This window comes from Desulfonauticus sp. (genome assembly GCF_055126295.1).
On sequence record NZ_JBSRHE010000008.1, the window covers coordinates 68,049 to 88,312 of the forward strand.

The following is a 20,264-nucleotide window of genomic DNA, read 5'->3' on the forward strand; positions in this document are numbered from 1 at the left end:
AAGCCATGGAAGGAAAAAGCTTTTTCATAGATTTAACCAGATGCACAGCCTGTAGAGGCTGTCAAATCGCCTGTAAGCAGTGGCATAAATTGCCAGCTGAAGAAACGCATAACTGGGGCAGTCACCAGAACCCCAAAGACCTTAGCTTTATTACCTATAAACTGGTCAGAATGCAGGAAGTAGTGGAAAAGGGCAAACTAAAGGCCTGGCTCTTTTTTCCTGAACAGTGCAGGCACTGTGTAGAGCCACCTTGTAAACAGGTAGCAGACATGACAGATGAAGAAGCCATCTTACAGGATCCTCTAACTGGAGCAGTAATCTATACTGAAAAGACCAAAAATCTAGACTTTGAAGAAATTCGCTCTGCCTGTCCTTACAACATCCCCAGGCAGGATCCCAAAAGCAAAGTCATCTCCAAATGTGACATGTGCATAGACAGGGTGCATAATGGATTACTACCTGCTTGCGTAAAGACCTGTCCCACTGGCGCCATGAACTTTGGTAGTCGCGAAGATATGTTAAAACTCGCTAAGGAACGCCTGATGGAAGTGAAAAAAATCTATCCAGAAGCCAGCCTAGGAGATATGTCTGAGGTGAGAGTGATTTATCTCTTCCAGACCAAACCCCAGGCCTACTATACCTATGCTATAGCTAGCCTGGATAACCCCAGACGCTACAGCCGTAAGGATATGCTGGCCAAGCTCTTTTCACCCCTAACCAATATGCGGCTTGGATAGATTACCCTCCTCCAACCGCTTAATCCAGGGAAGGTTAATCCTTCCCTGGATTTTTAATTAAAATAACTCATTATCCCCTTACGAATAATCATAACCGAAATGGCTGCCAGAAGCAGGCTGGAAAGCTTAGAAATGGTCCTGGCTCCATTTTTACCCAGGATTCTATACACACTTCTGGCAAACCAGAAGACCAGACCAGCCAAAAGCACATTTAAGGCCACGCCTATGGCTGTGGGCCAGAAACCATACTCATTCATGAGCAACAAAGAAGTGGTCAAAAGCGCAGGCCCGGCAATAATGGGCACTCCCAGGGGCACAGGTCCAATATCTGAAGCTTCCACTCTTTTTTTCTTTTTTTCCACAGAAATCAAATCTACTACGGACATAATCAGCAAAAGTAATCCACCAGAAACCATAAAATCCGCCACAGTTAAGCCTAAAAGCCTCAAGATATAAGTGCCGCCCAGCAAAAAAAGCAAAGATACCACCAAAGCGGTAAACACAGACTGGATGGCTACCTGCCTAAGCTTTTCCAGAGACAAATCTTGAGTCAAAGCCATAAATAGGGGTAAAATACCCAGAGGGTCCACTGCAATAAATAGAGGCACAAAACACAACCAGAAACTTTCCATCTATAACTCCTTTGGCAAGATTATTTAATTGCTAAAAAGACCTAAAAAAATATTGACAGCTAAAAATTAAATCCTTATTTCGCCCCCTGTTGCTGACTTTAAAGCTTTTTCAACCAAATTAAGGAGAAATAACCTGATGAAAGAATTAGTATTTTTTATGTCAAAACAAAAAGTTGCCCCTAAACAAAGTATTCCTTTGCCTCCTTTAGGCATGTTTGTAAAAGAAGCACTTCTCAAAATCTTAAATTTTGGTTTAACTCAAATTAAAAAACAAAAAATGTTTTTTAATTATTATTCTTATCTTACAGATAAAAATAACACTCTTTTATAATATTACTTTTTGTCCTTGTCTTAGAACCAGGGAATTTATTCCCTGGTTTTTAGTCCACAAATCAAGTTTTTTAGTCAAATTATAAAGGTCTTTATCCGTCCTTTTCTGGTTATGATGCATAAGAGCTAACATTTTAGGTCTACTCTTTTCAGCTAAAGCCAAAACATCTTCCAGTAAAGAATGCCCCCAACCTTTAGTTTTTTCATACTCTGACTTTAAAAACTCAGCATCATGCACTAACAAGTCTACGTCTAAACAAAAATCAACATAAGCAGCAAAATCTTTTGCCCCTACATGTTTAAATCCAAGCTCATTATCGGTAAGGTAAACAAAAGACTTTTCTGCTAAACTAAATTTATATCCCACTCCGCCGTTGGGATGAGAGAGAGGAATGGTTAATACCTGCAAAGATCCAAGATGAAATTCATCTCCCACTTGCCTTACAGAAAATTTATCTTTAACCAGGGCTTTATCTACTGGAAAATAAGGAGAAGAAAAAAGATGTAAAAGGGTCTGCAAATTACCCTTTAAAGACCTGGGCAAAACAAGTTTTAGGTGAAAATCCTCAAGATATAAAGGAGCAAAAAAAGGAAGTCCTAAAATATGATCCCAGTGAAAATGGGTATAAAAAAGGTAAACTTCCTTTTTGGGCCTAGCGAGTAGGCGTTGCCCCAACTCTCTTATACCTGTTCCACTGTCAATAATAATTTCTTTATCTTCCAGGGAAATTTGGACACAAGGGGTATCTCCCCCAAATTCAGAAAAGTCCTTTCCACTAACAGGAATCCCTCCTCTTACTCCCCAAAAGGTTATTTCCAACTTTCTGCTCCTTATTAAAATTCTTCTGCTTGCTTTGTCCCTGCAATTACATTAGTTTTAAGCCCAAGTCCTCGTCAAGCAAAAGGAGTTTTTAATGGAACTAAAAAAACGCCAGGAATTTATATTTCTAAGTTTTATTTTTCTTATTACCTACTTGTTAGGAGTTTCTCTAAGACTTTGGGAAGCCAATTTTTGGAATAATCCTGCCTATTACCTGGATGGTGAGCCTTTAATGGCTACCCACGATGCGTACGCCTGGCTGGCTGGAGCAATAGACGTGGGAAGATTGACCGGATATCCCATGTCTTTACTCCTTAAATACCTAAGCCTTATCACTGGTATAAAGGTAGCCACTTTAAACTTCTGGCTACCTGCCATTATAGCTCCTCTGGCCTGTCTACCGGTTATCCTTATCTGCAAACTCTTTGAACAAGTTGAAGCAGGGCTTCTGGCTGGCAGTATTACTATCCTGGGCAGTGGCTATCTTTTACGGACCCGTCTTGGCTACGGTGATACAGACATCTTAACCCTCTTTTTACCTTTGAGCTTTTGCTGGGGACTAATCCTTTGGTTAAAACCCTTTTTCCTTTATTTTAATAAAAAGTTAAACCCTGCTAAAGATACTCTTGAAATTAAAGACGCTCTTATAGCTCCATTTATTACTGGTTTAATCTTAAGTTTTTACTATTGGTTTTATCCCAGTGCCTATCCCATTATCATGTACACCTTACTTTTTACTCTTTTGCTTGCCTATCTATTTATTCCTAAAACAACCTTTAAACAGCTTCTACCAGGATTTATCCTTATCTTTACCCTGGGCTTAAATGGTATTTATGGATTTATTGTCAGTTTAATCTTTATTTATCTTTTCTATTTCTCTAACTCTACCCTAAAAAAGAATAAATTACTTTTACTTTATTTTCTTTTAAACCTGGTGATTTTCTTTTTTCGCTTTAAATTGGGAGGTATCTTAGAACTAATTAAACCTGTTTTTAATTACGCCAAATTATTTCCTTTTCTAGTCAGTGATAAATATTCTCTAAAGCTTCCCGCAGTAATGCAAAGTATTAGAGAGGCCCAAAGCGTCTCTTTTAGCCAGCTCATAGCCAGAGTGGGCTTAACGCCCTATATCTTTTTCCCAGGGCTTTTGGGGTTTTTACTTACTGCTTATTTTCGGCCTCTACTTTTAATTTTTCTTCCCCAGCTTTTGCTAGCCCTTTTGTCCTTTAAACTGGGAAATCGTTTTACCATGTATGGTCCTCCCATTATAGGCTTGGGCCTTGCCCTGGGAGTAGGTTTTATTTTTCAAAAAATCAAAATAAAACCCCTTATCCTCTACTTGCTCTTAACCCTTTTCTTTATTTTTCCAGTTACTGCTCTGGTGAAAAACTTGCGCCCCAGTCCAGTATTGCCCAAGATTTACGCCCAGGCCCTAAAAGAGGCCAAAACCATCTCCTCTCCCAATTCCTGGTTCTGGCAGTGGTGGGATTACGGTTATGCTGCTCAATACTATACCCAGAGAAAAAGCTTTGGAGATGGTGGCGCACATGAAGGACCTTATCTTTATCCCCTGGCTCTAGTACATACCACTTCTTCTCCTCTGCAGGCCAGCCAGGTAATAAAATACGTAATCAGTGATGTGGAAGAACAAATAAGTGAAATGCAAAAAAATGGAACCAGACCTCAAAACCCCGGGAGCAAAGTCCTTTACTGGCCGGCCAAGGTCTTAAAGAACCTAGATGAAATGGGTCCAGAAAAGGCTCAAGCCTTTATCAACTCCTTAAGAAGAAAAGAGCTTGCCTTTGCTTCTGACCTGCCAGAGCAATACCTGGTCTTTTCCTGGGAAAACTTAAACCTTAGTTACTGGATAAGCTACTTTGGTCAATGGGATCTTCTCACAGGTACTTCTACTCCTGGAAAAATTAAAACCCTGCAAGACCAATTACATTTAGACCTAAACCAGGGCACTTTAAATATTAAGGGAAAAAGTTTACCCATTTTAAAAATCCTTTTAATAGGAGAGGAGGGGACCAGGGAGCTCTCCTGGAATAGGCCCAAGGGGCTTTATCTCATCTTCAACAGCTTTTTAAACAATATCAAGGCCATGGATAGCACCATTTATAATTCTTTAATGGTCCAAATGCTCTTAAAAAACCCTAAACTTTTTGAACCCTACTTTGAACTGGTTATTGACAAATCTCCCTGGGTGCGAATTTATAAAGTAAGGTAATCTTTTACTTAGAGAGGATTAAAATGCAGGATTTTAGCTTTACCCTTACGGCTGAAGAAAAAAAATATCTCAAGGAACTGGTTAAACTTGCTTTATTAGAAGAATTTAGCTCCAGACCTGTAAGCTATCCTTCTCCTCCTTCTGCCAAGTTGGAAGAAAAGTTAGGAGTTTTTGTTACTCTTAAAAAAAAGGGGAACCTAAGGGGTTGTATAGGACAGATTGTGGGTCAAAAGCCTCTATGGCAAAGTATTATTGAAATGGCCAAGGCTGCAGCCTTTGAAGACCCCAGGTTCACTCCAGTACAACCAGAGGAACTGGAGGAACTGGAGATAGAAATTTCCCTTTTAAGTCCTCTTGAACCAGTAAAAAATCTGGAAGAAATAATCCCAGGAAAGCACGGCATATATCTACGTCAGGGTTTTCATTCTGGCTTACTGCTTCCTCAGGTGGCTACAGAATGGGGATTTGGACGAGAAGAATTTTTACAACAGACCTGCCTTAAAGCTGGCCTTAAACCCAACTGTTATCTGGACCCTAAAACAGAAATTTATATTTTCCAGGCAGAAGTATTTTAAATGATTAGAATAACAGAAATTATTGAAAAAGCCAAAACCTATCTGCCAGCTAAAGATATTGCCCTTATTCAAAAGGCCTATGTCTTTTCTGCAGCTGCCCATGCTGGCCAGATGCGCTTAAGTGGCGAGCCCTATCTTTCCCATCCTCTGGAAGTAGCCAATATTCTGGTAGAACTTTATTTAGACGGACCGACTATTGCAGCTGGTTTGCTTCACGATACTGTGGAAGACACTTCCACTACCCTGGAGGAAATAGAGTCTCAATTTGGCTCTCAGGTAAGCAAAATAGTAGCTGGCGTAACTAAAATTAGCAAAATCAACTTTTCCTCCAAAGAAGAAGCCCAGGCAGAAAACATTCGCAAAATGATTTTGGCCATGGCTGATGATATTCGGGTAGTATTGGTCAAGCTGGCTGACAGATTACACAACATGCGCACTCTGGAACACCAAAAACATATCAAGCAAAAGCTTATTGCTCAAGAAACCCTAGAAATTTATGCCCCTTTAGCGAATCGTTTAGGCTTATATAAAATAAAAGTAGAACTGGAAGACTTAAGTTTAAAATACAGTAAACCAGAAATTTATACGCAAATAAAAGAAGGGATAAAAACCCATGAAGTAGCTGGAGATAAATACATAAATAAGGTATGTAAAATCCTGGAAGATATTTTAAACAAAAATAAAATTAAAGGGAGAGTAAGTGGCAGAATCAAGCATATCTATAGCATCTATCACAAGATGGAAACACAGGGGCTTACTTTAGACCAGGTTTACGATATAATTGCCTTTAGGGTAATTGTTTCTTCTATAAAAGAATGTTATGCTGTCTTAGGCCTGGTTCACGCCCTTTGGAAACCTGTTCCTGGCAGGTTTAAAGATTATATCTCCATGCCCAAGGCCAACATGTATCAAAGCCTTCACACCACAGTTATTGGTCCAGATGGAGAGCGGGTGGAAATCCAAATTCGTACAGAAGAAATGCATAAAATAGCTGAGTATGGTGTAGCTGCCCATTGGAAATATAAAGAAGATGGGACCCGCATAAGTGAAAAGGATGTGGAAAAGTTTTCCTGGTTACGCCAAATTCTGGATTGGCAAAAAGAATTAAAAGATCCCAAGGAATTCATGGCCTCCCTGCGTTTTGATCTTTTCCAGGATGAAGTATATGTATTTACCCCCAAAGGAGAAGTAAAGGAGTTGCCAGAAGGAGCTACTCCTATAGATTTTGCCTATCTCATTCATTCTCAGGTAGGCGATCACTGCGCAGGAGCCAAGGTAAATGGAAAACTAGTACCGTTAAATACTCCTCTAAAAAACGGAGATACTGTTGAAATTATCACTGACCCCAACAAGCATCCTTCCAGGGACTGGTTAAAATTCGTCAAAACAGCCAAAGCCAGAACCAGAATCAAACACTGGATTCGCAATGAAGAAAGAGAAACCAGCATTGCCCTGGGCAAAGAAGTGCTGGAAAAAGAAAGTAGAAAAATGGGTCTTAACTTTCAAAAACTCCTAAAAGAAGGCAACTTTTTAGAGGTCGCCCAGGAATTTTCCTTCAAGAGCGAAGAAGACCTTTTTTCTGCTGTAGGTTATGCCAAGATAACCCCTCGTCAAATCCTCAATCGTTTTCTACCCAAGGAAGAGCCTTCAGAGAAAAAAGAAAAGGAAGAAAGCGTTCAAACTTCTTCCCTGGGCGTAAAAATAAAGGGCATAGGAGATGTCTTAATCCGTTTTGCCAAGTGTTGCTCTCCTGTACCAGGAGACCCCATAATTGGCTATATTAGCCGGGGACGGGGGGTTACCATTCATACTCTAGATTGCCCCAATGTGAAAAGAATGGAACCAGAACGGCAACTGGAAGTATTCTGGGCCACAGAAGTCCAAAATACCTTTCCGGCAAAGATAAAAATTCTCTGTGACAATAAAAGAGGAGTCCTGGCTAAAATAGCCCAGGCTCTTATGGAAACTGAAATCGATATAGACTCAGGCTCTTTTTATTCCAATGTAGATGGAAAATCAGAAATTCTTTTAACCTTGATGGTGGAAAGCACTTCCAAGCTCTATAAAGCTATTGCCACTCTCCAAAAAATACCTGAAGTAAAGGAAGTGAGCAGACTAACTATGTCTAAAAGGAGAGGATAAAATCCTCTCCTTAATTTCACTTAGGCAGAAACCAATTCAATCTCAAAAATAAGGTCTTCTCCAGCCAGGGGATGATTGGCATCAATGGTCAGAGAATCTTCTTTTACCTCTACAATATAGGCAGGGAATTCGTGTCCCTCTGGATGTCTGAGCAAAACCTGTTGTCCCACTTCTCTGGGAATATCTGCTGGGATATGCTCATTGGGAATATCAATTAAAAGGTCATCCCTTTTGGGACCATAAGCTTCAGCACAAGGAATGGTCACTGTCTTTTTTTCTCCCACTTCCATTTCAGCTACAGCTTCTTCAAAACCAGGGATAACCTGTTGGCTGCCAATAACAAAGGATAAAGGTTCTCTTCCTTCAGAAGAATCAAAAACAGTACCATCTGTTAACTTACCTGTGTAGTGCACAAAAACTTCTGTGCCGGGTGCAATTCTAGCCATAAAAACAAATCCTCCTATTTTTTTAAGCCTTAAAATCAGGCTCTTTTGACTTAATCCAAACTTTTAATCATTTTTAGTTTTATGTCTAGGCTCAATTTCTGAAAAGTTAATTTTTCTTTTTATCTACTTACTTTTATTAACTTTTATTTTATTAATCACCTTTTCAAAATAAACCTGGTTATATTCTAAATACACAGGTCTTTTTCTCTGGAGGTTTATCTTGGTGATTAACAGGTTTAATTTTTGCAATTGTCTATATTTTTCCTGTTCATCTGTAGCTTGTTCCAACAATTCTAAAGTTGTAGTTATTTCCTGTTGCGTACTCACCTCCTCTGGCAAGTAGCCACTATTTTTCAAAATCTTATAGGCAATCTTAAGGTCTGCCGGAATGTTGGCATCCTCTTCCAGGTTCAAAGGCTTACCCTTGCCAGGCAGATTATCCAGCTCTCCCTTTTCCAGGGCTTTTTTTATCTTTTCTTCTGCCAGTTGAACAAAGATATCCATTACCCCTTGACCACCACCACTGGCTCTAACCTGGCCACTTTTTCCACCAATCCCACCTGGGCGCAAACCTCAACCACCCTAGTTACATCCTTATAGGCCAGAGGCGCCTCTTCTGCCAGACCTCGCCAAGAATGACCTCTGATTACAATTCCCTTCTGGGCTAGGCTGGCAATAAGCTCTCTGCCCGAAAAGCTTTTTTTGGCCTGGTTGCGGCTCATAACTCTTCCTGCTCCGTGACAGGCCGAACCAAAGCTAAGTTCCATCCCCTTTTTAGTACCAACCAGAACATAAGAAGAAGTGCCCATACTTCCGCCAATAAGTACAGGTTGACCTATGGGTCTATATTTTAAAGGCAGTTCCGGATGTCCTGGACCAAAGGCCCGGGTTGCTCCTTTACGGTGCACAAACAAAACTCTTTTTTTACCCTTTACCTCATGTACCTCTTCTCTACAGGTATTATGAGACACATCATAGAGCAAAGGTAAAACTTCAGAGCCAAAAATCCTTTTAAAAACCTCTCTTACCCAGTGGGTAATAATCTGCCTATTAGCCAGAGCACAGTTTATGCCTGCTCGCATCGCCCCCAGATATTGCTCTCCTAGCTTAGAATAAATGGGAGCAAAAGCCAGCTCTCTATCTGCTAAAAAATAGCCACTTTTTTTCGCTGCCAGAACCATTTCTCGCATGTAATCTGTGCCTATTTGATGCCCAAGTCCTCTGGAACCACAGTGAATACTTACCACCACCTGATTTAAACTAAGCCCCATTAGTTGAGCCTTTTTTACATCGTATATTTCCTTTACCACCTGCACTTCCAGATAGTGATTGCCAGAGCCCAAAGTACCCATTTCAGCTTCCTGTCTTTGCTTGGCCTTGGCAGAGACAAAGTCTGGCCTGGCTCCTTGGGCCACACCCTTTTCTTCTATAAACTCCAAGTCTTCTTCTACTCCAAACCCCTTTTTTACTGCCCAGCTAGCACCTTCTGACAATAATTTATCCATTTCTTTTAGGGAGAGTTTTAACTTTCCCCTAGAACCCACTCCAGCCGGAATAGTCCTAAAGAGTTCATCTGCCAGCAACTCTTCTCTAGCTTTTAAATCTTTTAGGCTTAAAGGAGTACGCAAGGTCCTAACCCCACAGGCAATATCAAAACCCACTCCTCCCCCGGAAATTATTCCTCCTGCCCCAGGGTCAAAGGCAGCTACACCTCCAATGGGAAAGCCATAACCTGAATGTACATCAGGCATGGCTAAGGCCGCACCCACAATACCAGGCAAGCTAGCCACATTTACAAGCTGGTGAATGACCTTATCTTCTAAATCAGCCAGAATATTCTGGTCAGCAAAAATCCTGGCTGGCACCTGCATCAAGGCTTCTACCGGATATTCATAAATATATTTATCTACTTGTTTTAATTTAGCTTTCAACATAAAATAACTCCTACACATCCAAGACACACTGTACCCAATAACCTTTTCCTTTTCTTTTTACCTTTAACTCATGCCAGGAAACACCCTTTATTTCCACAGCTGGCTTGTGTTTCTCGGGTTTTATCTTTTCTCCCTTCATCTTTGCTTCTAAAAAAAACTGGTTCTCTTTCTGCTCCAAAAAGACTTTTACTTGTCCAAACAACATCTTTTCCCTGGCCATAAAAAACACCACTTCATTTAAAAAATCAAAAAGTAAAAATTCCTCATCTGGAGAAACAACTTCTAGCCTTCTCTCTTCTCTAGGCTCTATCAAGTCCAAATCGGTTTGCACTGCTACCAGGCCTAAGGCAGCTTCTTCTAAGGCTTCTTCTAAGCTATCCCCCCAGGCCCTCACTCCAATATCAGCTGGATGGGAAAACAGTTCAAACCCCAAATTTTCTCTCCTTAAACCGGGTGCTAAAGACTTTAAGCCAGCTAAATTTAACTCTTGATAAGGGCTTTGAGCTCACCAGCCTTTTCCCAGGAAAATCCCCCAGGCACGCAGGGCCAGAGGGAATTGTTTTGAAACAAGGGCTCTTCTGCCAGAGGAAAGGGAGAGCATTGTCTGGCCAAGGTAAAAATTTTGGTCCCTGGAATGGGGGAAAAATAAGCCAGTTCAGGAGTTATTCCCCATTTTTTCACAAACCTAATGGCTTCTTTCACTTCCCCTTCCTCTTGCCCGGGCAACCCAAAAAGCACATAAGCCTTAATCCACTCTTTTTTAAACCCTGCTTGCAAAAGATTTCTAACCCCTCTTTCCCAGTGTTCCAGACTAAGCTTTCTATCCAGACGAGAAGAAAAATTGGCACTTTCTAAACCTAAACGCACAGTTTTTAACCCTGCCTGAAAAAGTTTTTCACAGGTAGGCAGGTCTAAGTAGCGTAAATGCAGGGCATTGGGGGTGTGTAGATTCACCTCCAACTTCTTTTCTATTATATAATTAAGAAAGGGAAAAAGCCAGTGTTCGGGATTTACCAGCAGGGCATCATCATAAAAGGCAAAGTTTCTAACTCCCTTTTCATATTCTAAAGAAAACTCTTTTAAAATAACTTCAAAACTTCTCTGCCAAAATCCAGCATAAAGTTTATTGCTGGCACAATAATCACAGTCAAAAGGACATCCCCTGGAGCCTAAAAGCACAGAAAACTGCGCTTCTGGATAAAGGTCCCAGGGAAGGAGCAAATCTTCTACACCAGATAAGGAAGGTGGAGATACACCCAAAAGTTTCCACAGGGCCTGCCAGTTCTTAAGTTCTTCTACTCTTCCCTTTACAACCAAATCCGCCCCTGTTTTTTGGGCATGTTCAGTACATAAGGTTGCATAGATACCTCCCAAAACCACAGGTATTCTGGGCCAAATCTCCTTGACCAGATGAAGTAGGGTAATAACTCCAGGATACCAATAGGTCATGATAGAAGAAATCAAAACCATATCCGGAGGCGGAGAAATCTTTTGCAAGGCCACCTTTACCGCCTTATAATCCAGGCCATAACGGGAAAAGTTTCTGGGAACAGTAGATAAAAAAACAGGCTTGGGCACCTTTTTCTTGGGATAATGTCCCTGGCCCCACTTTTGCGCTTGGGGCCAGGGATAATCTGCCCAGGTTTTATCCAGACAATCTAAAAGGGCAACCTTGGCTCCTGCCTGGCGCAGCAGCCCTAAGGTCCATAACAGTCCTGCTGGTCTGGACCAAAGATTAAAGGCTGCAAAATCATAAATCCAGGGATTTAAACCCAAAATTCGAGGAGCATCTTTTAATTTAGACTCAGGGCAAGAACTCCAGGTAATCTCTGGCCACTTTGCTCTCTTGGCTTTTGGCATGATTTTTTATTATTTCCTTAAACCATCTCTTGGCTTGCTCCTCTTGTCTCAGGCGCAATAAACTTTTGGCATATTCCAGAACAATGGTTGGGTTATCAGGACGAGCTTCTACCCCCTCCTCTAAAACCTGGTTTGCTGCTTCCACCTGGTCTTCTTCGTTTAAAAGCTGGGCCAAAAAGAGATATGCCGGGACATAGCGCCAGTTTTTTTGGATACTAAGTTTAGCATACTTCTTGGCTTGAGCCCTATCTCCCTCTTCTCTATATAGCCTGGCCAGGTTAAGAGCAGGAAACTCTGGAGTCCTATAGGTCAGTAAACCCAGGGCCTTTTGAAAACATTCCTTGGCCTGCTGAGTCCGTTTTAATCTAAGATAAATAAGCCCCAGATTGTTCCAGGCTTCTCCATAATTGGGTTTAAGCTTGACTGCTGCAAGCATGCTTTTTTGGGCCAGTTCTGGCTCTCCCAGGGCCATGTAAACCAGGCCTAAGTCAAAATGATAGCGGGAATATCCCCTGGCCTGAGGCTCAACTTCCAAAAGTTTGTTCAAGGCTCCGCGGGGATTATTATCTAAAAGATAGCGCTCTGCCAACTCCAGATGAATGAGTAAAGTTTCTGGAATAGCCTCTTCCTTGTTTAAAGAAGAGGTTTTGGCTGCACAGCCAGCTAAAAACACTATAAGGATAACCCCTAAAAGCCACTTTTTTTTCATTTTAAATCACCTTATTTAAAGAATATTCAATAATAGCCTCTGCTCCTTTACTCAATAACAAGGGAATTAAATCTCTAACCTGGCTTTTCTCCACTACAATTTCCACTGAAAACCAATCTGTATTATAGAGAGAAGCCACTGTAGGAGCAGTCATGGCGGGCAAAATACTCATAATCTCGGACATTTTGTCTTTGGGCACATTCATCTTTAAAGCTACCAGCTTTTCTGCTCTTAAGGCTCCCTGCAAAAGGGTATTGATAATTTCAATTTTTTGCCTTTTCCAGGGATCCTCCCAGGCCTTTTTATTGGCAATAAACTGGGTATTGGTCTGCAGCACTTCTGCAATAATTCGTAAACCATGGGCCTTAATAGTGGTTCCGGTTTCAGTAACTTCTACAATGGCATCACAAAGTCCTTCTACCACCTTGGCTTCAGTGGCTCCCCAGGAAAATTCCACATCCACAGGAATTCCAGCCTGCTCAAAGTATTTTTTGGTATAATTCTTTAATTCAGTGGCAATTTTCTTTCCAGCCAGATCCTCTGGACGCTTGTAAGGGGAATCTCCAGCCACGGCCAAAACCCAGCGAGCCGGCCTATTGCTGACCTTGGAATAAATAAGGTCAGAAACCACCACTACATCTGATTCGTTTTCTAAAATCCAGTCCTTACCTGTAAGCCCGGCATCCAAAATCCCTTCTTCCACATACTTAGACATTTCCTGAGCTCTACACAGGGAACACTCTAACTCGGGATCGTTTATCTCCGGGAAGTAGTTGCGGTGATGCTCAGTAATCTTCCAGCCTGCCTTGGCAAAAAGTTTAAAAGTTGCTTCCTGTAAAGAACCTTTGGGAATGCCTAATTTCAAAATCTTTTTGCTCATTATTTGTACACCTCCTTGGGATCAAAAACTTTTTCTGCGCACACTTCCAACTCGCCTTGTTCCTTTACCCTGCGAAAAAAACAACTCTTATAGCCTTCATGGCAGGCAGCACCGCCTACTTGCTCTACCACATACAAAATAGTATCCAGATCGCAATCAAGCCTAATCTCCTTTATTTTCTGCACATGCCCGGAACTTTCTCCCTTATGCCAAATTTTTTTTCTGCTTCTACTATAGTAGTGAGCCTCTTTGGTTTGCAGAGTTTTTTCCCAGGCCTCTTCATTGACATAAGCCAACATCAAAACTTCCCTGGTTTCTACGTCCTGCACAATGGCTGGAATAAGACCATTTCCTTTACTAAAATCTGGTTTCAATCTTCCCTCCCTCAAAGAAAATTAAACTTATTCTAATTCTGCAGCCCTGAGCTGCCCACAGGCAGCCAAGATATCCTGGCCCTTACTTTTCCTTAAAATGGCAGTTAAATTATTGGCCCACAGGACCTTTTCAAAGGCCAAAATTCTATCCTCTTCTGGGCGCTCATACTTACTACCTGGCCAGGAATTATAGGCTATTAAATTTATTTTACACCTTAGGCCCTTTAAAAGCTTTGCCAACAACTGAGCATCCTTGGGAGTATCATTTATCCCTTTCAGCAAAAGATACTCAAAGGTAATTCTTTCTCTCTTTTCCAAAGGATATCTCTTTAAAGCCTGCAACAACTCAGAAAGAGGCCATCTGGCAGCTTTGGGCATCAACTTTTCCCTTAATTCTTGAGTAGGAGCATGCAGGGAAATAGCCACTAAAGCCAGCTTGCTTTGACCAAACTCCTCTAAAATCCCCTTTATACCCACACTGGATAAGGTAATCCTCCTTCTAGAAAACCCCAAGCCCTGTTCAGACCTTAAAATCTCCAGACTCTTTTTTACTTCTGCCCAGTTCAAAAGGGGTTCCCCCATGCCCATATAAACCACATTGCGCAAAGGAATTTCCACGCCCTGCCTCAACAAAAACTGCCTGCCCAATACCGCCTGACCAGCTATTTCAAAGGCTTTTAGGTTGCGCTTAAATCCCATGGTTCCAGTATGGCAAAACTTACACCCCAAAGTACATCCCACCTGAGAAGAAACACAAAGGGTGTAATGGTCTTTTTCTGGAATAAGCACACTTTCAATATACTCTCCATCCTCTAAGCGCAAAAGGAACTTAAAGGTATGGTCCTTACTTCTAAGCCACTTCACAATGGTGGGCCACTCCAGGGAAAAGGAACCAGCCAAACTCCTTCTTAAAGTCAGGGAAAGGTTGGTCATGAGACTAAAATCACTTACGCCCTTTTGCCACAACCAGTTCCAGATCTGCTTGGCTCGAAATCCCCTTTCCCCTTGAGCCAGACACCACTCTTCTAGCTCAGCCAGAGTTAAGGACAAAATATTGGGCTTAGTTATGAGAGTTTCTCCTTTTTGGCATAATTGCGCACAAATTCTACAGCCTCTTCTAAAGAAGAAACATCCCCTCTAATCTGGGCCTGCAAAAGGGCATCCCGAATAACCCCAACCAAAGGTCCAGGTTTAATGCCTGTATATTCCATAATCTGATGTCCATTTAAAAGCGGCTCCAGCAACTCTTCACTAATATCTGCCCTTTCCAGCATCTTTAAATTGTGGTTAAATTCTCTATAACTGCCGTTTCTAGCCTTAAGATCAGCTCTAACCATTTCAATTAGTCTGGGATACTCATCCAGACTCTTAAAGCGTCTAATCCCTTTATCTGTAAGCATAAAGTGAAAGCGCATGTGATTTTTGACCAGATGACAAACCAGATCAATATCCCTGGGTGGAAAGCCTAGACGTTTTAAAATCTTGCGAGTTATTTTGGCTCCAACTTGATGATGCTGATAAAAGGTGATTTGACCATTGACCACTTCTCCAGTGTAGAGTTTGCCTATATCGTGGAAAAGACAGGCCAGGGTCCCATACCAGTCATAGGGCAATTCCTCTGGATAGTGTTTCATTACCTCCAGGGTATGCTCAAAAACATTTTCCTCGCCTTCTTCAGGATTTCTAATTTGCTTTACCCTACTTAAAGCAGCCAGTTCAGGAATAAGGCCATGTAAAATCATGGAGTCAAAAAGTAGCTTGACAAAGAGCCACATGTTTTCAGCTTCTACTTTACGCCATTCATCCATAATATCTGAGACAGAGACATAATCAACAACTCGCCTGGCTGAACGCACAATAGCCAACCAGGTATTATCCTCAATGGGCAAGTTATAATTGGCAGCAAAGCGTAAGGCCTTTATGGCTTTTAAATAATCCCTTTTAAGGTTCTCATCTGGAATCCCTTTTAAGGCAATAACTCCAGTATCCAGGTCTTCAAAACCCTCAAAAACATCTCTGGAGCGAGGAATATAGGGGCAGGCCAGATAAAAAGGTAACTCCCCCTTGGCTTCCATTTCCTTAAGCAATCTGGGGGTTAATTTGGCCACACTGGCCTCTGTATAAGAAGCTTCAATGGTATCTGCAGGATAAAAGTGAAAAGTAACTTCCCCTTCTTTTAAACAGGCAAAACTGGATTTGGCCAAGGGTGGACTTAAGTTAGGAAAAATCTTCTCCATTTCTTTTGGTTCCATATCCGTGCAGATATCTATATCTACTTCTTCTAACTCTTCCTGTCTTAAAGCTCGCTCATGTAAAGGAACATTTACAATATAAGCTTCATAGCCGTTACGCATAATGGTTTTACATACAGAAATAGCATCTTTTAGTGGTTGAGGCATTTTGCCGACTCCTTTGTTTGTTCTTTTCCTTTAACTATCTTTTAGCTTAAGGGCTGTCAATTTATGGATTTTAACTTAACTTTGCTCCTCTTAAGAAAAGGCTTTGCTTTTAAAAAAAATAAATTTAAACTTGGACTTATTTTAAGGATAATCTATGAAAAAAAATAAAGAAATTTTTCTCTATCTGCCTCGTTTTAGTCTTTATGGGGGAGTGGAGCGTTTTGCCTTTAATCTGGCTATTTACTTACTTCAACAAAATTTTTCAGTTACTTTTGTCTGTAGCAGGGCAGAAATCAAACCACCTGCAGGCCTAAAAGTAATAACCTTAGGGCGTCCACCTTTAAACAAAGCAAGTAAAATGCTCTACTTTGCCCTAAAAGCTAGAAACATAAAAAGACAATTCCCTAAGGCCCTTCACTTTAGCCTGGGAAAAACCCTGGAGCAAGATATTTTACGCATAGGAGGAGGGCCTTTAAAAATTTTCTGGCAACTAAGTAAAGAGGCCTATCCTGGCCTACATAAACATTTTAAAATGCTAAGAAGGAGACTTGCTCCCAGTAATTGGCTCACTTTTTTGCTTGAACAAAAACAACTTTCCCAAAGCAAAGAAATCATTTGTGTATCCAGCCTGGTCAAAGAATGGCTTTTAACCGCCTACCCCCACCTCAATCCTGAAAGGATAACAGTTATTTATAATCTTCCTGATTTAAAGAAATTTAAAGTACAACCGCAAAAGGAAGCCTTTAGAAAAGAATTTAAGCTACCTTTCAATAAAAAACTCGTCTTAACTGTAGCTACCAATTTTCAACTAAAGGGCCTGGCTTTTTTAATTAAGGCCCTAAAATACCTTCCTGCAGACTTCGCCCTGGTGGTTGCTGGAGGAAGAAATCCCAGAAAGTATCTATACCTGGCTAAAAAACACAGTCTTGAGAGTCGTTCCAATGCCCTTTTAGAAGCCATGGCCTGTGGACTAAAGGCACTTTCTTCCAGGTTTAATGGCAGTGCTATTTTTTTACCTGACCAACAGATAATCCATAACCCCAAAGATTGCAGGGAAATTGCTCAAAAATTGCTTTCAGCTCAAACCTTACCCCTTAACTATCCTAAAAACCTAGAAGTTGGTTTTCCAGCTTACTTAAGGGTTATTGAAAAATACCTATGAACAACAAATTCTTATCTCCCTTTAGAACCTACAGAAAAATCGTTCAGAAAAAACAGGAAGTTACTTTCCAGGTGGTAATAGAAGAAAGTGACCTTTTTATTGTAGCTGAAAAGGACCTTTCTTTGGAAGTAATAGCTTATGTGGAAAAATTAAGAGCCAGTTTAAAAAGTTATCTGGAATTAAATCCTCTGTTTTTAACTTCTCTAACCCCTTTACCCTTTGACCCCAAAGCCCCACCCATTGTTCAAACAATGCTTAAGGCCAGTCAAAAATTCCAGGTAGGACCCATGGCCTGCGTAGCTGGCACCATTGCTGAAATGGTGGCCAAACACTTTGCTCCTCTTTCTCCTAATTTTCTGGTGGAAAATGGGGGAGACCTTTATCTCTATTCCACAAAAGACAGGGTCATTGGCTTACTTCCCAATCCCAGGGATGAAGTATCCCTGGGTATAAAACTACACTCAGGGCAATTTCCCTGTAGTTTTTGTACCTCTTCTGGCACCATTGGACACTCTCTTAGTTTTGGACAAGGAGACCTGGTGGGAGTTTTAAGTCAATCTGGAGCAGAGGCAGATGCCTGCGCTACTTTTCTGGGCAACTTGTTAAAAAGAAAACAGGACTTACCCCTGGTACTTAAAATCTCTCAAAAATTAAAAGCCAGGGGAATAAGAGGAGTGGTCCTACAACTAGACTCCTCTTTGGGCGCCTGGGGGGAAATAGAACTGGTACAGATTTAAGCTTAAATGGTAGTAATACGCTCCAGAGTCTTTTCAATCTGGCGACCTAGAGGAGTTTGCCTGTTAATCTCCCGCTCTACCTTGGCAATACCCTTTAAGACTGTAGAATGACGTCGATTAAACCTACGCCCAATTTCTTCCAGGCTCAAATCTGTATATTTACGGGCTAGATAATAAGCTGTATTTCTAGCCCAAACATAACTTTTTTTCCTGCTTTGAGATAAAAGCTCCTCTAAAGAAAGGTCATAGACTCTGGCCACATTTTTTAAAATATAATCTAAATCAATTACATTATCCTTTTCCAGAGTATAATGTTTCAACACTTCTTTAGCTAAATCCAGGCTAATTTTTTCCTTTAGCAACTTGGCCTTTAAAACCAAATTATTTAAGCAACTCTCCAGTTGCCGAATGTCACTGTGCACTCTACTGGCAATGTATTCTCCCACATTTTTGGGGATATTTACCTGTAATTTTTTAGATTTATGTTCTAAAATTCTCAATACCGTATCAGGGTCTGGTTTGTTAATCACAGCCATAAACCCCTGACACAGGCGAGAAGTAAGCTGGGAATCAACTCCCTGCAATTCCTTGGGCAAAAACATACTGGAAAATACTACCTTTTTGCCCTGATTGGTAAGAGATTTAATAGTACATAAAAACTCATCCTGAAGTTTTTCCTTATTTTGGAAAAAATGAATATCTTCCAGGAGTAAAATATCAATCTGTTCCCTGAACTTAGCCTTAAATTGTTCTACCTGCTTGGATTTAATAGCCAAAACCAGTTGAGAGGAAAACTCCTCTGCTGTCAAATAAGCAATTCTAACCTTACTTCTATTAGAATTTTTTAAAAGTTCCCACCCCATGGACTGCACCAAATGGGTTTTGCCCAAACCAGGAGCAGAGCATAAAAAGAGCTGGTCTGAAGAAATATAAGACTGACAAAAGGTCCTGGAGGCCAAAAAAGCCAGTTCATTACATGGCCCTACCACAAAATCTTGGAAGGTATACCGAAAAACTCCCTCCACATTTACCTTGGGAGCAATAGGTAAAGCTAGTTGACTCTTCTCTTCAGCTTGAGCCAAAAAGGGTACACTTGGCTTGGCCTTGGAGACCTTAAGTTCAATCTCAGGAACCTCTCCCAACACTTCAAAGGCTGCTTGTTTTATCTGCTCCAAAAGTTTCTCCCTAATCCAGGAAGCTACAAACTCATTGCGCGCAATTAAAACAAGCTTGTTGTCCTTAAACTCACCCTGCAGAGGTTTAATCCACACCTTAAAAATGCCTTCTTTGAGGCATTTTTGTAAAATATGTTGAATTCGCTGCCAAGTACTCATCATAGTTCCAGTGTAGTAGAGTAAACTCCTTTTATCTGCAAGTAAAGAAAAAAGCCAAAAATCATCTTCTCCTAAAACTCTTGCCTGTTAGTGTAATATATTGATTTTATTAAAAACTTAAACAACAACTCCCTTTTAAATAGTTAAATCAAAGCCACTTAGCCAGAGAAGGATAAATCTTCTCAAAACCTTGTCCTTCCTAGGTTGTGATTTTTCTGTCCCTTTGTATTCACACCACTAACTCTAATTTTCTTCTTCTTTCTAAAAAAATCTCTTTTTTTTGTTTAAGCACATTATAAATAATTTTTAGTTTCTTTTTAGGAACAAAAACTGGCCTTCCTAGAAAAAAACACAGAGAAAGGCAAGAGCAAAATCTGGCCTTTCTCTGGCTTCCTTTGTTTTCTCTTTACAACTTTTGACTGGCTAAGGCATAGATTTCATTGGGGTCCAAAATCAAAATCACATTACCATCTCCCATAATGGTAGCCCCAGAAATAGCCGGGATATCTCCTAGATACTCTCCTAAGGACTTAATTACTATCTCCTGGCGCTCTAACAGGACATCTACAATCAACCCCAGTTTTTTTTCTCCTATCTGCAAAACCACTACGGGTAAAAAGTCGCGCTGAGAGTTATTGGGAGGCAACTTTAAGATATTGGCCAGTTCAATTAAAGCCAGCACTTCCCCCCGCAAAGTTATGGCCTTTCTTTTATTGATTTCGCTTAAATGTTTTACAGATATTTTGGTGGTCTCAGCTACAGCATCCAGGGGCAGGGCAAAGGTCTCGCCAGAGACCTTGACCATCAAGGCATCAATAATAGCCAGGGTTAAAGGCAAATTAATAACAAATTTGGTTCCTTTTCCCACTTCTGAAGTAACACTGACACTTCCTTTTAAGGCCCGAATGTTGTTGCGCACCACATCCATGCCCACTCCCCGACCAGACACATCCGTAACCTTTT

At 40.9% G+C, this 20,264-nt stretch carries 21 protein-coding genes; 7 read left to right on the forward strand and 14 right to left on the reverse strand.

The annotated features are described in order from the left end of the window. Window positions 1-5 precede the first annotated feature (5 nt). Entirely contained in the window at window positions 6-737 is a 732-nt protein-coding gene (locus ACTCIM_RS06660) for a 4Fe-4S dicluster domain-containing protein (RefSeq protein ID WP_472314612.1), read from the forward strand. Between the two features lie 53 nt (window positions 738-790). On the opposite strand, the gene ACTCIM_RS06665 is transcribed toward ACTCIM_RS06660, so the two are convergent. Further along, a complete protein-coding gene (locus ACTCIM_RS06665) occupies window positions 791-1,369 on the reverse strand; it encodes a MarC family protein (RefSeq protein ID WP_472314614.1) in 579 nt (192 codons plus the stop codon). A 136-nt stretch (window positions 1,370-1,505) separates the two neighbouring features. On the opposite strand from ACTCIM_RS06665, the gene ACTCIM_RS06670 reads away from it, so the two are divergent. Then, window positions 1,506-1,700, forward strand: a complete 195-nt coding sequence (locus ACTCIM_RS06670; RefSeq protein WP_464279263.1) for a hypothetical protein — start codon at window positions 1,506-1,508, stop codon at window positions 1,698-1,700. Here the strand turns inward: ACTCIM_RS06670 and ACTCIM_RS06675 are convergent. Next, window positions 1,695-2,519 (reverse strand): MBL fold metallo-hydrolase, encoded by an 825-nt coding sequence (locus ACTCIM_RS06675; protein WP_464279262.1) that lies wholly within the window; start codon window positions 2,517-2,519, stop codon window positions 1,695-1,697. The two genes, ACTCIM_RS06670 and ACTCIM_RS06675, sit on opposite strands and share 6 nt — an antisense overlap. A 94-nt stretch (window positions 2,520-2,613) precedes the next feature. Between ACTCIM_RS06675 and ACTCIM_RS06680 the strand changes: the two genes are divergently transcribed. The 3 genes from ACTCIM_RS06680 to ACTCIM_RS06690 are packed head-to-tail and all read left to right on the forward strand — an operon-like array spanning window position 2,614 to window position 7,466. Then, on the forward strand, window positions 2,614-4,749 hold the full coding sequence (locus tag ACTCIM_RS06680) for an STT3 domain-containing protein (protein ID WP_472314617.1): 2,136 nt from the start codon (window positions 2,614-2,616) through the stop codon (window positions 4,747-4,749). Window positions 4,750-4,772: 23 nt separating this feature from the next. Beyond that, the gene (gene amrA, locus ACTCIM_RS06685) at window positions 4,773-5,324 is read left to right on the forward strand and encodes an AmmeMemoRadiSam system protein A (protein ID WP_464279259.1); all 552 of its coding nucleotides are present in this window, start codon (window positions 4,773-4,775) and stop codon (window positions 5,322-5,324) included. Continuing rightward, a complete protein-coding gene (locus ACTCIM_RS06690; RefSeq protein ID WP_472314619.1) occupies window positions 5,325-7,466 on the forward strand; it encodes a RelA/SpoT family protein in 2,142 nt (713 codons plus the stop codon). A 20-nt stretch (window positions 7,467-7,486) separates the two neighbouring features. Here the strand turns inward: ACTCIM_RS06690 and ACTCIM_RS06695 are convergent, their stop codons facing one another. From ACTCIM_RS06695 to ACTCIM_RS06740, 10 genes are all read right to left on the reverse strand, one after another. Further along, window positions 7,487-7,912, reverse strand: coding sequence for an FKBP-type peptidyl-prolyl cis-trans isomerase (locus tag ACTCIM_RS06695; protein ID WP_472314622.1), 426 nt, complete (start codon window positions 7,910-7,912; stop codon window positions 7,487-7,489). 123 nt (window positions 7,913-8,035) lie between these two features. Beyond that, a complete protein-coding gene (locus ACTCIM_RS06700; RefSeq protein WP_464279256.1) occupies window positions 8,036-8,482 on the reverse strand; it encodes a DnaJ family domain-containing protein in 447 nt (148 codons plus the stop codon). Further along, window positions 8,416-9,846 (reverse strand): RtcB family protein, encoded by a 1,431-nt coding sequence (locus tag ACTCIM_RS06705; protein ID WP_472314625.1) that lies wholly within the window; start codon window positions 9,844-9,846, stop codon window positions 8,416-8,418. The genes ACTCIM_RS06700 and ACTCIM_RS06705 overlap by 67 nt, the downstream gene beginning before the upstream one ends. Window positions 9,847-9,856: 10 nt before the next feature. Further along, entirely contained in the window at window positions 9,857-10,279 is a 423-nt protein-coding gene (locus tag ACTCIM_RS06710; RefSeq protein WP_472314627.1) for an archease, read from the reverse strand. A 47-nt stretch (window positions 10,280-10,326) separates the two neighbouring features. Beyond that, window positions 10,327-11,706: a B12-binding domain-containing radical SAM protein gene (locus ACTCIM_RS06715; RefSeq protein WP_472314629.1), complete on the reverse strand. Its 1,380-nt coding sequence runs from the start codon at window positions 11,704-11,706 to the stop codon at window positions 10,327-10,329. Continuing rightward, complete coding sequence (locus ACTCIM_RS06720) at window positions 11,651-12,415, reverse strand: tetratricopeptide repeat protein (RefSeq protein ID WP_464279252.1); 765 nt, start codon at window positions 12,413-12,415, stop codon at window positions 11,651-11,653. The genes ACTCIM_RS06715 and ACTCIM_RS06720 overlap by 56 nt, the downstream gene beginning before the upstream one ends. 1 nt (window position 12,416) lies before the next feature. After that, window positions 12,417-13,295 carry an ATP phosphoribosyltransferase gene (hisG, locus tag ACTCIM_RS06725; protein ID WP_464279251.1) on the reverse strand — a complete coding sequence of 293 codons (879 nt, stop codon included), beginning with the start codon at window positions 13,293-13,295 and terminating at the stop codon, window positions 12,417-12,419. After that, entirely contained in the window at window positions 13,295-13,669 is a 375-nt protein-coding gene (gene hisI / locus ACTCIM_RS06730; protein ID WP_472314632.1) for a phosphoribosyl-AMP cyclohydrolase, read from the reverse strand. Before hisI ends, hisG begins: the two co-directional genes overlap by 1 nt. 27 nt (window positions 13,670-13,696) lie before the next feature. Then, on the reverse strand, window positions 13,697-14,773 hold the full coding sequence (gene rlmN / locus ACTCIM_RS06735; protein ID WP_472314660.1) for a dual-specificity RNA methyltransferase RlmN: 1,077 nt from the start codon (window positions 14,771-14,773) through the stop codon (window positions 13,697-13,699). After that, entirely contained in the window at window positions 14,734-16,068 is a 1,335-nt protein-coding gene (locus ACTCIM_RS06740; RefSeq protein WP_464279250.1) for an HD domain-containing protein, read from the reverse strand. Before ACTCIM_RS06740 ends, rlmN begins: the two co-directional genes overlap by 40 nt. Before the next feature lie 154 nt (window positions 16,069-16,222). On the opposite strand from ACTCIM_RS06740, the gene ACTCIM_RS06745 reads away from it, so the two are divergent. Together ACTCIM_RS06745 and ACTCIM_RS06750 are read left to right on the forward strand one after the other, a co-directional pair. Next, entirely contained in the window at window positions 16,223-17,230 is a 1,008-nt protein-coding gene (locus ACTCIM_RS06745) for a glycosyltransferase family 4 protein (RefSeq protein ID WP_472314634.1), read from the forward strand. Continuing rightward, complete coding sequence (locus tag ACTCIM_RS06750; protein WP_464279248.1) at window positions 17,227-17,967, forward strand: UPF0280 family protein; 741 nt, start codon at window positions 17,227-17,229, stop codon at window positions 17,965-17,967. Before ACTCIM_RS06745 ends, ACTCIM_RS06750 begins: the two co-directional genes overlap by 4 nt. Before the next feature lie 2 nt (window positions 17,968-17,969). On the opposite strand, the gene dnaA is transcribed toward ACTCIM_RS06750, so the two are convergent. Both dnaA and ACTCIM_RS06760 read right to left on the reverse strand, forming a co-directional pair. Beyond that, window positions 17,970-19,301, reverse strand: coding sequence for a chromosomal replication initiator protein DnaA (gene dnaA / locus ACTCIM_RS06755; RefSeq protein ID WP_472314635.1), 1,332 nt, complete (start codon window positions 19,299-19,301; stop codon window positions 17,970-17,972). A gap of 406 nt (window positions 19,302-19,707) precedes the next feature. Beyond that, window positions 19,708-20,250: a chemotaxis protein CheW gene (locus ACTCIM_RS06760; protein WP_472314637.1), complete on the reverse strand. Its 543-nt coding sequence runs from the start codon at window positions 20,248-20,250 to the stop codon at window positions 19,708-19,710. Window positions 20,251-20,264: the final 14 nt, after the last annotated feature.

Excerpts from the sequence above, each read along its gene's own strand:
- ACTCIM_RS06660 (WP_472314612.1), top strand. The coding sequence starts at position 6 with ATGGAAGGAAAAAGCTTTTTCATAGATTTAACCAGATGCACAGCCTGT.
- ACTCIM_RS06665 (WP_472314614.1), bottom strand. The coding sequence starts at position 1,369 with ATGGAAAGTTTCTGGTTGTGTTTTGTGCCTCTATTTATTGCAGTGGAC.
- ACTCIM_RS06670 (WP_464279263.1), top strand. The coding sequence starts at position 1,506 with ATGAAAGAATTAGTATTTTTTATGTCAAAACAAAAAGTTGCCCCTAAA.
- ACTCIM_RS06680 (WP_472314617.1), top strand. The coding sequence starts at position 2,614 with ATGGAACTAAAAAAACGCCAGGAATTTATATTTCTAAGTTTTATTTTT.
- amrA (WP_464279259.1), top strand. The coding sequence starts at position 4,773 with ATGCAGGATTTTAGCTTTACCCTTACGGCTGAAGAAAAAAAATATCTC.
- ACTCIM_RS06690 (WP_472314619.1), top strand. The coding sequence starts at position 5,325 with ATGATTAGAATAACAGAAATTATTGAAAAAGCCAAAACCTATCTGCCA.
- ACTCIM_RS06695 (WP_472314622.1), bottom strand. The coding sequence starts at position 7,912 with ATGGCTAGAATTGCACCCGGCACAGAAGTTTTTGTGCACTACACAGGT.
- ACTCIM_RS06705 (WP_472314625.1), bottom strand. The coding sequence starts at position 9,846 with ATGTTGAAAGCTAAATTAAAACAAGTAGATAAATATATTTATGAATAT.
- ACTCIM_RS06715 (WP_472314629.1), bottom strand. The coding sequence starts at position 11,706 with ATGCCAAAAGCCAAGAGAGCAAAGTGGCCAGAGATTACCTGGAGTTCT.
- ACTCIM_RS06720 (WP_464279252.1), bottom strand. The coding sequence starts at position 12,415 with ATGAAAAAAAAGTGGCTTTTAGGGGTTATCCTTATAGTGTTTTTAGCT.
- hisG (WP_464279251.1), bottom strand. The coding sequence starts at position 13,295 with ATGAGCAAAAAGATTTTGAAATTAGGCATTCCCAAAGGTTCTTTACAG.
- ACTCIM_RS06740 (WP_464279250.1), bottom strand. The coding sequence starts at position 16,068 with ATGCCTCAACCACTAAAAGATGCTATTTCTGTATGTAAAACCATTATG.
- ACTCIM_RS06745 (WP_472314634.1), top strand. The coding sequence starts at position 16,223 with ATGAAAAAAAATAAAGAAATTTTTCTCTATCTGCCTCGTTTTAGTCTT.
- ACTCIM_RS06750 (WP_464279248.1), top strand. The coding sequence starts at position 17,227 with ATGAACAACAAATTCTTATCTCCCTTTAGAACCTACAGAAAAATCGTT.
- dnaA (WP_472314635.1), bottom strand. The coding sequence starts at position 19,301 with ATGAGTACTTGGCAGCGAATTCAACATATTTTACAAAAATGCCTCAAA.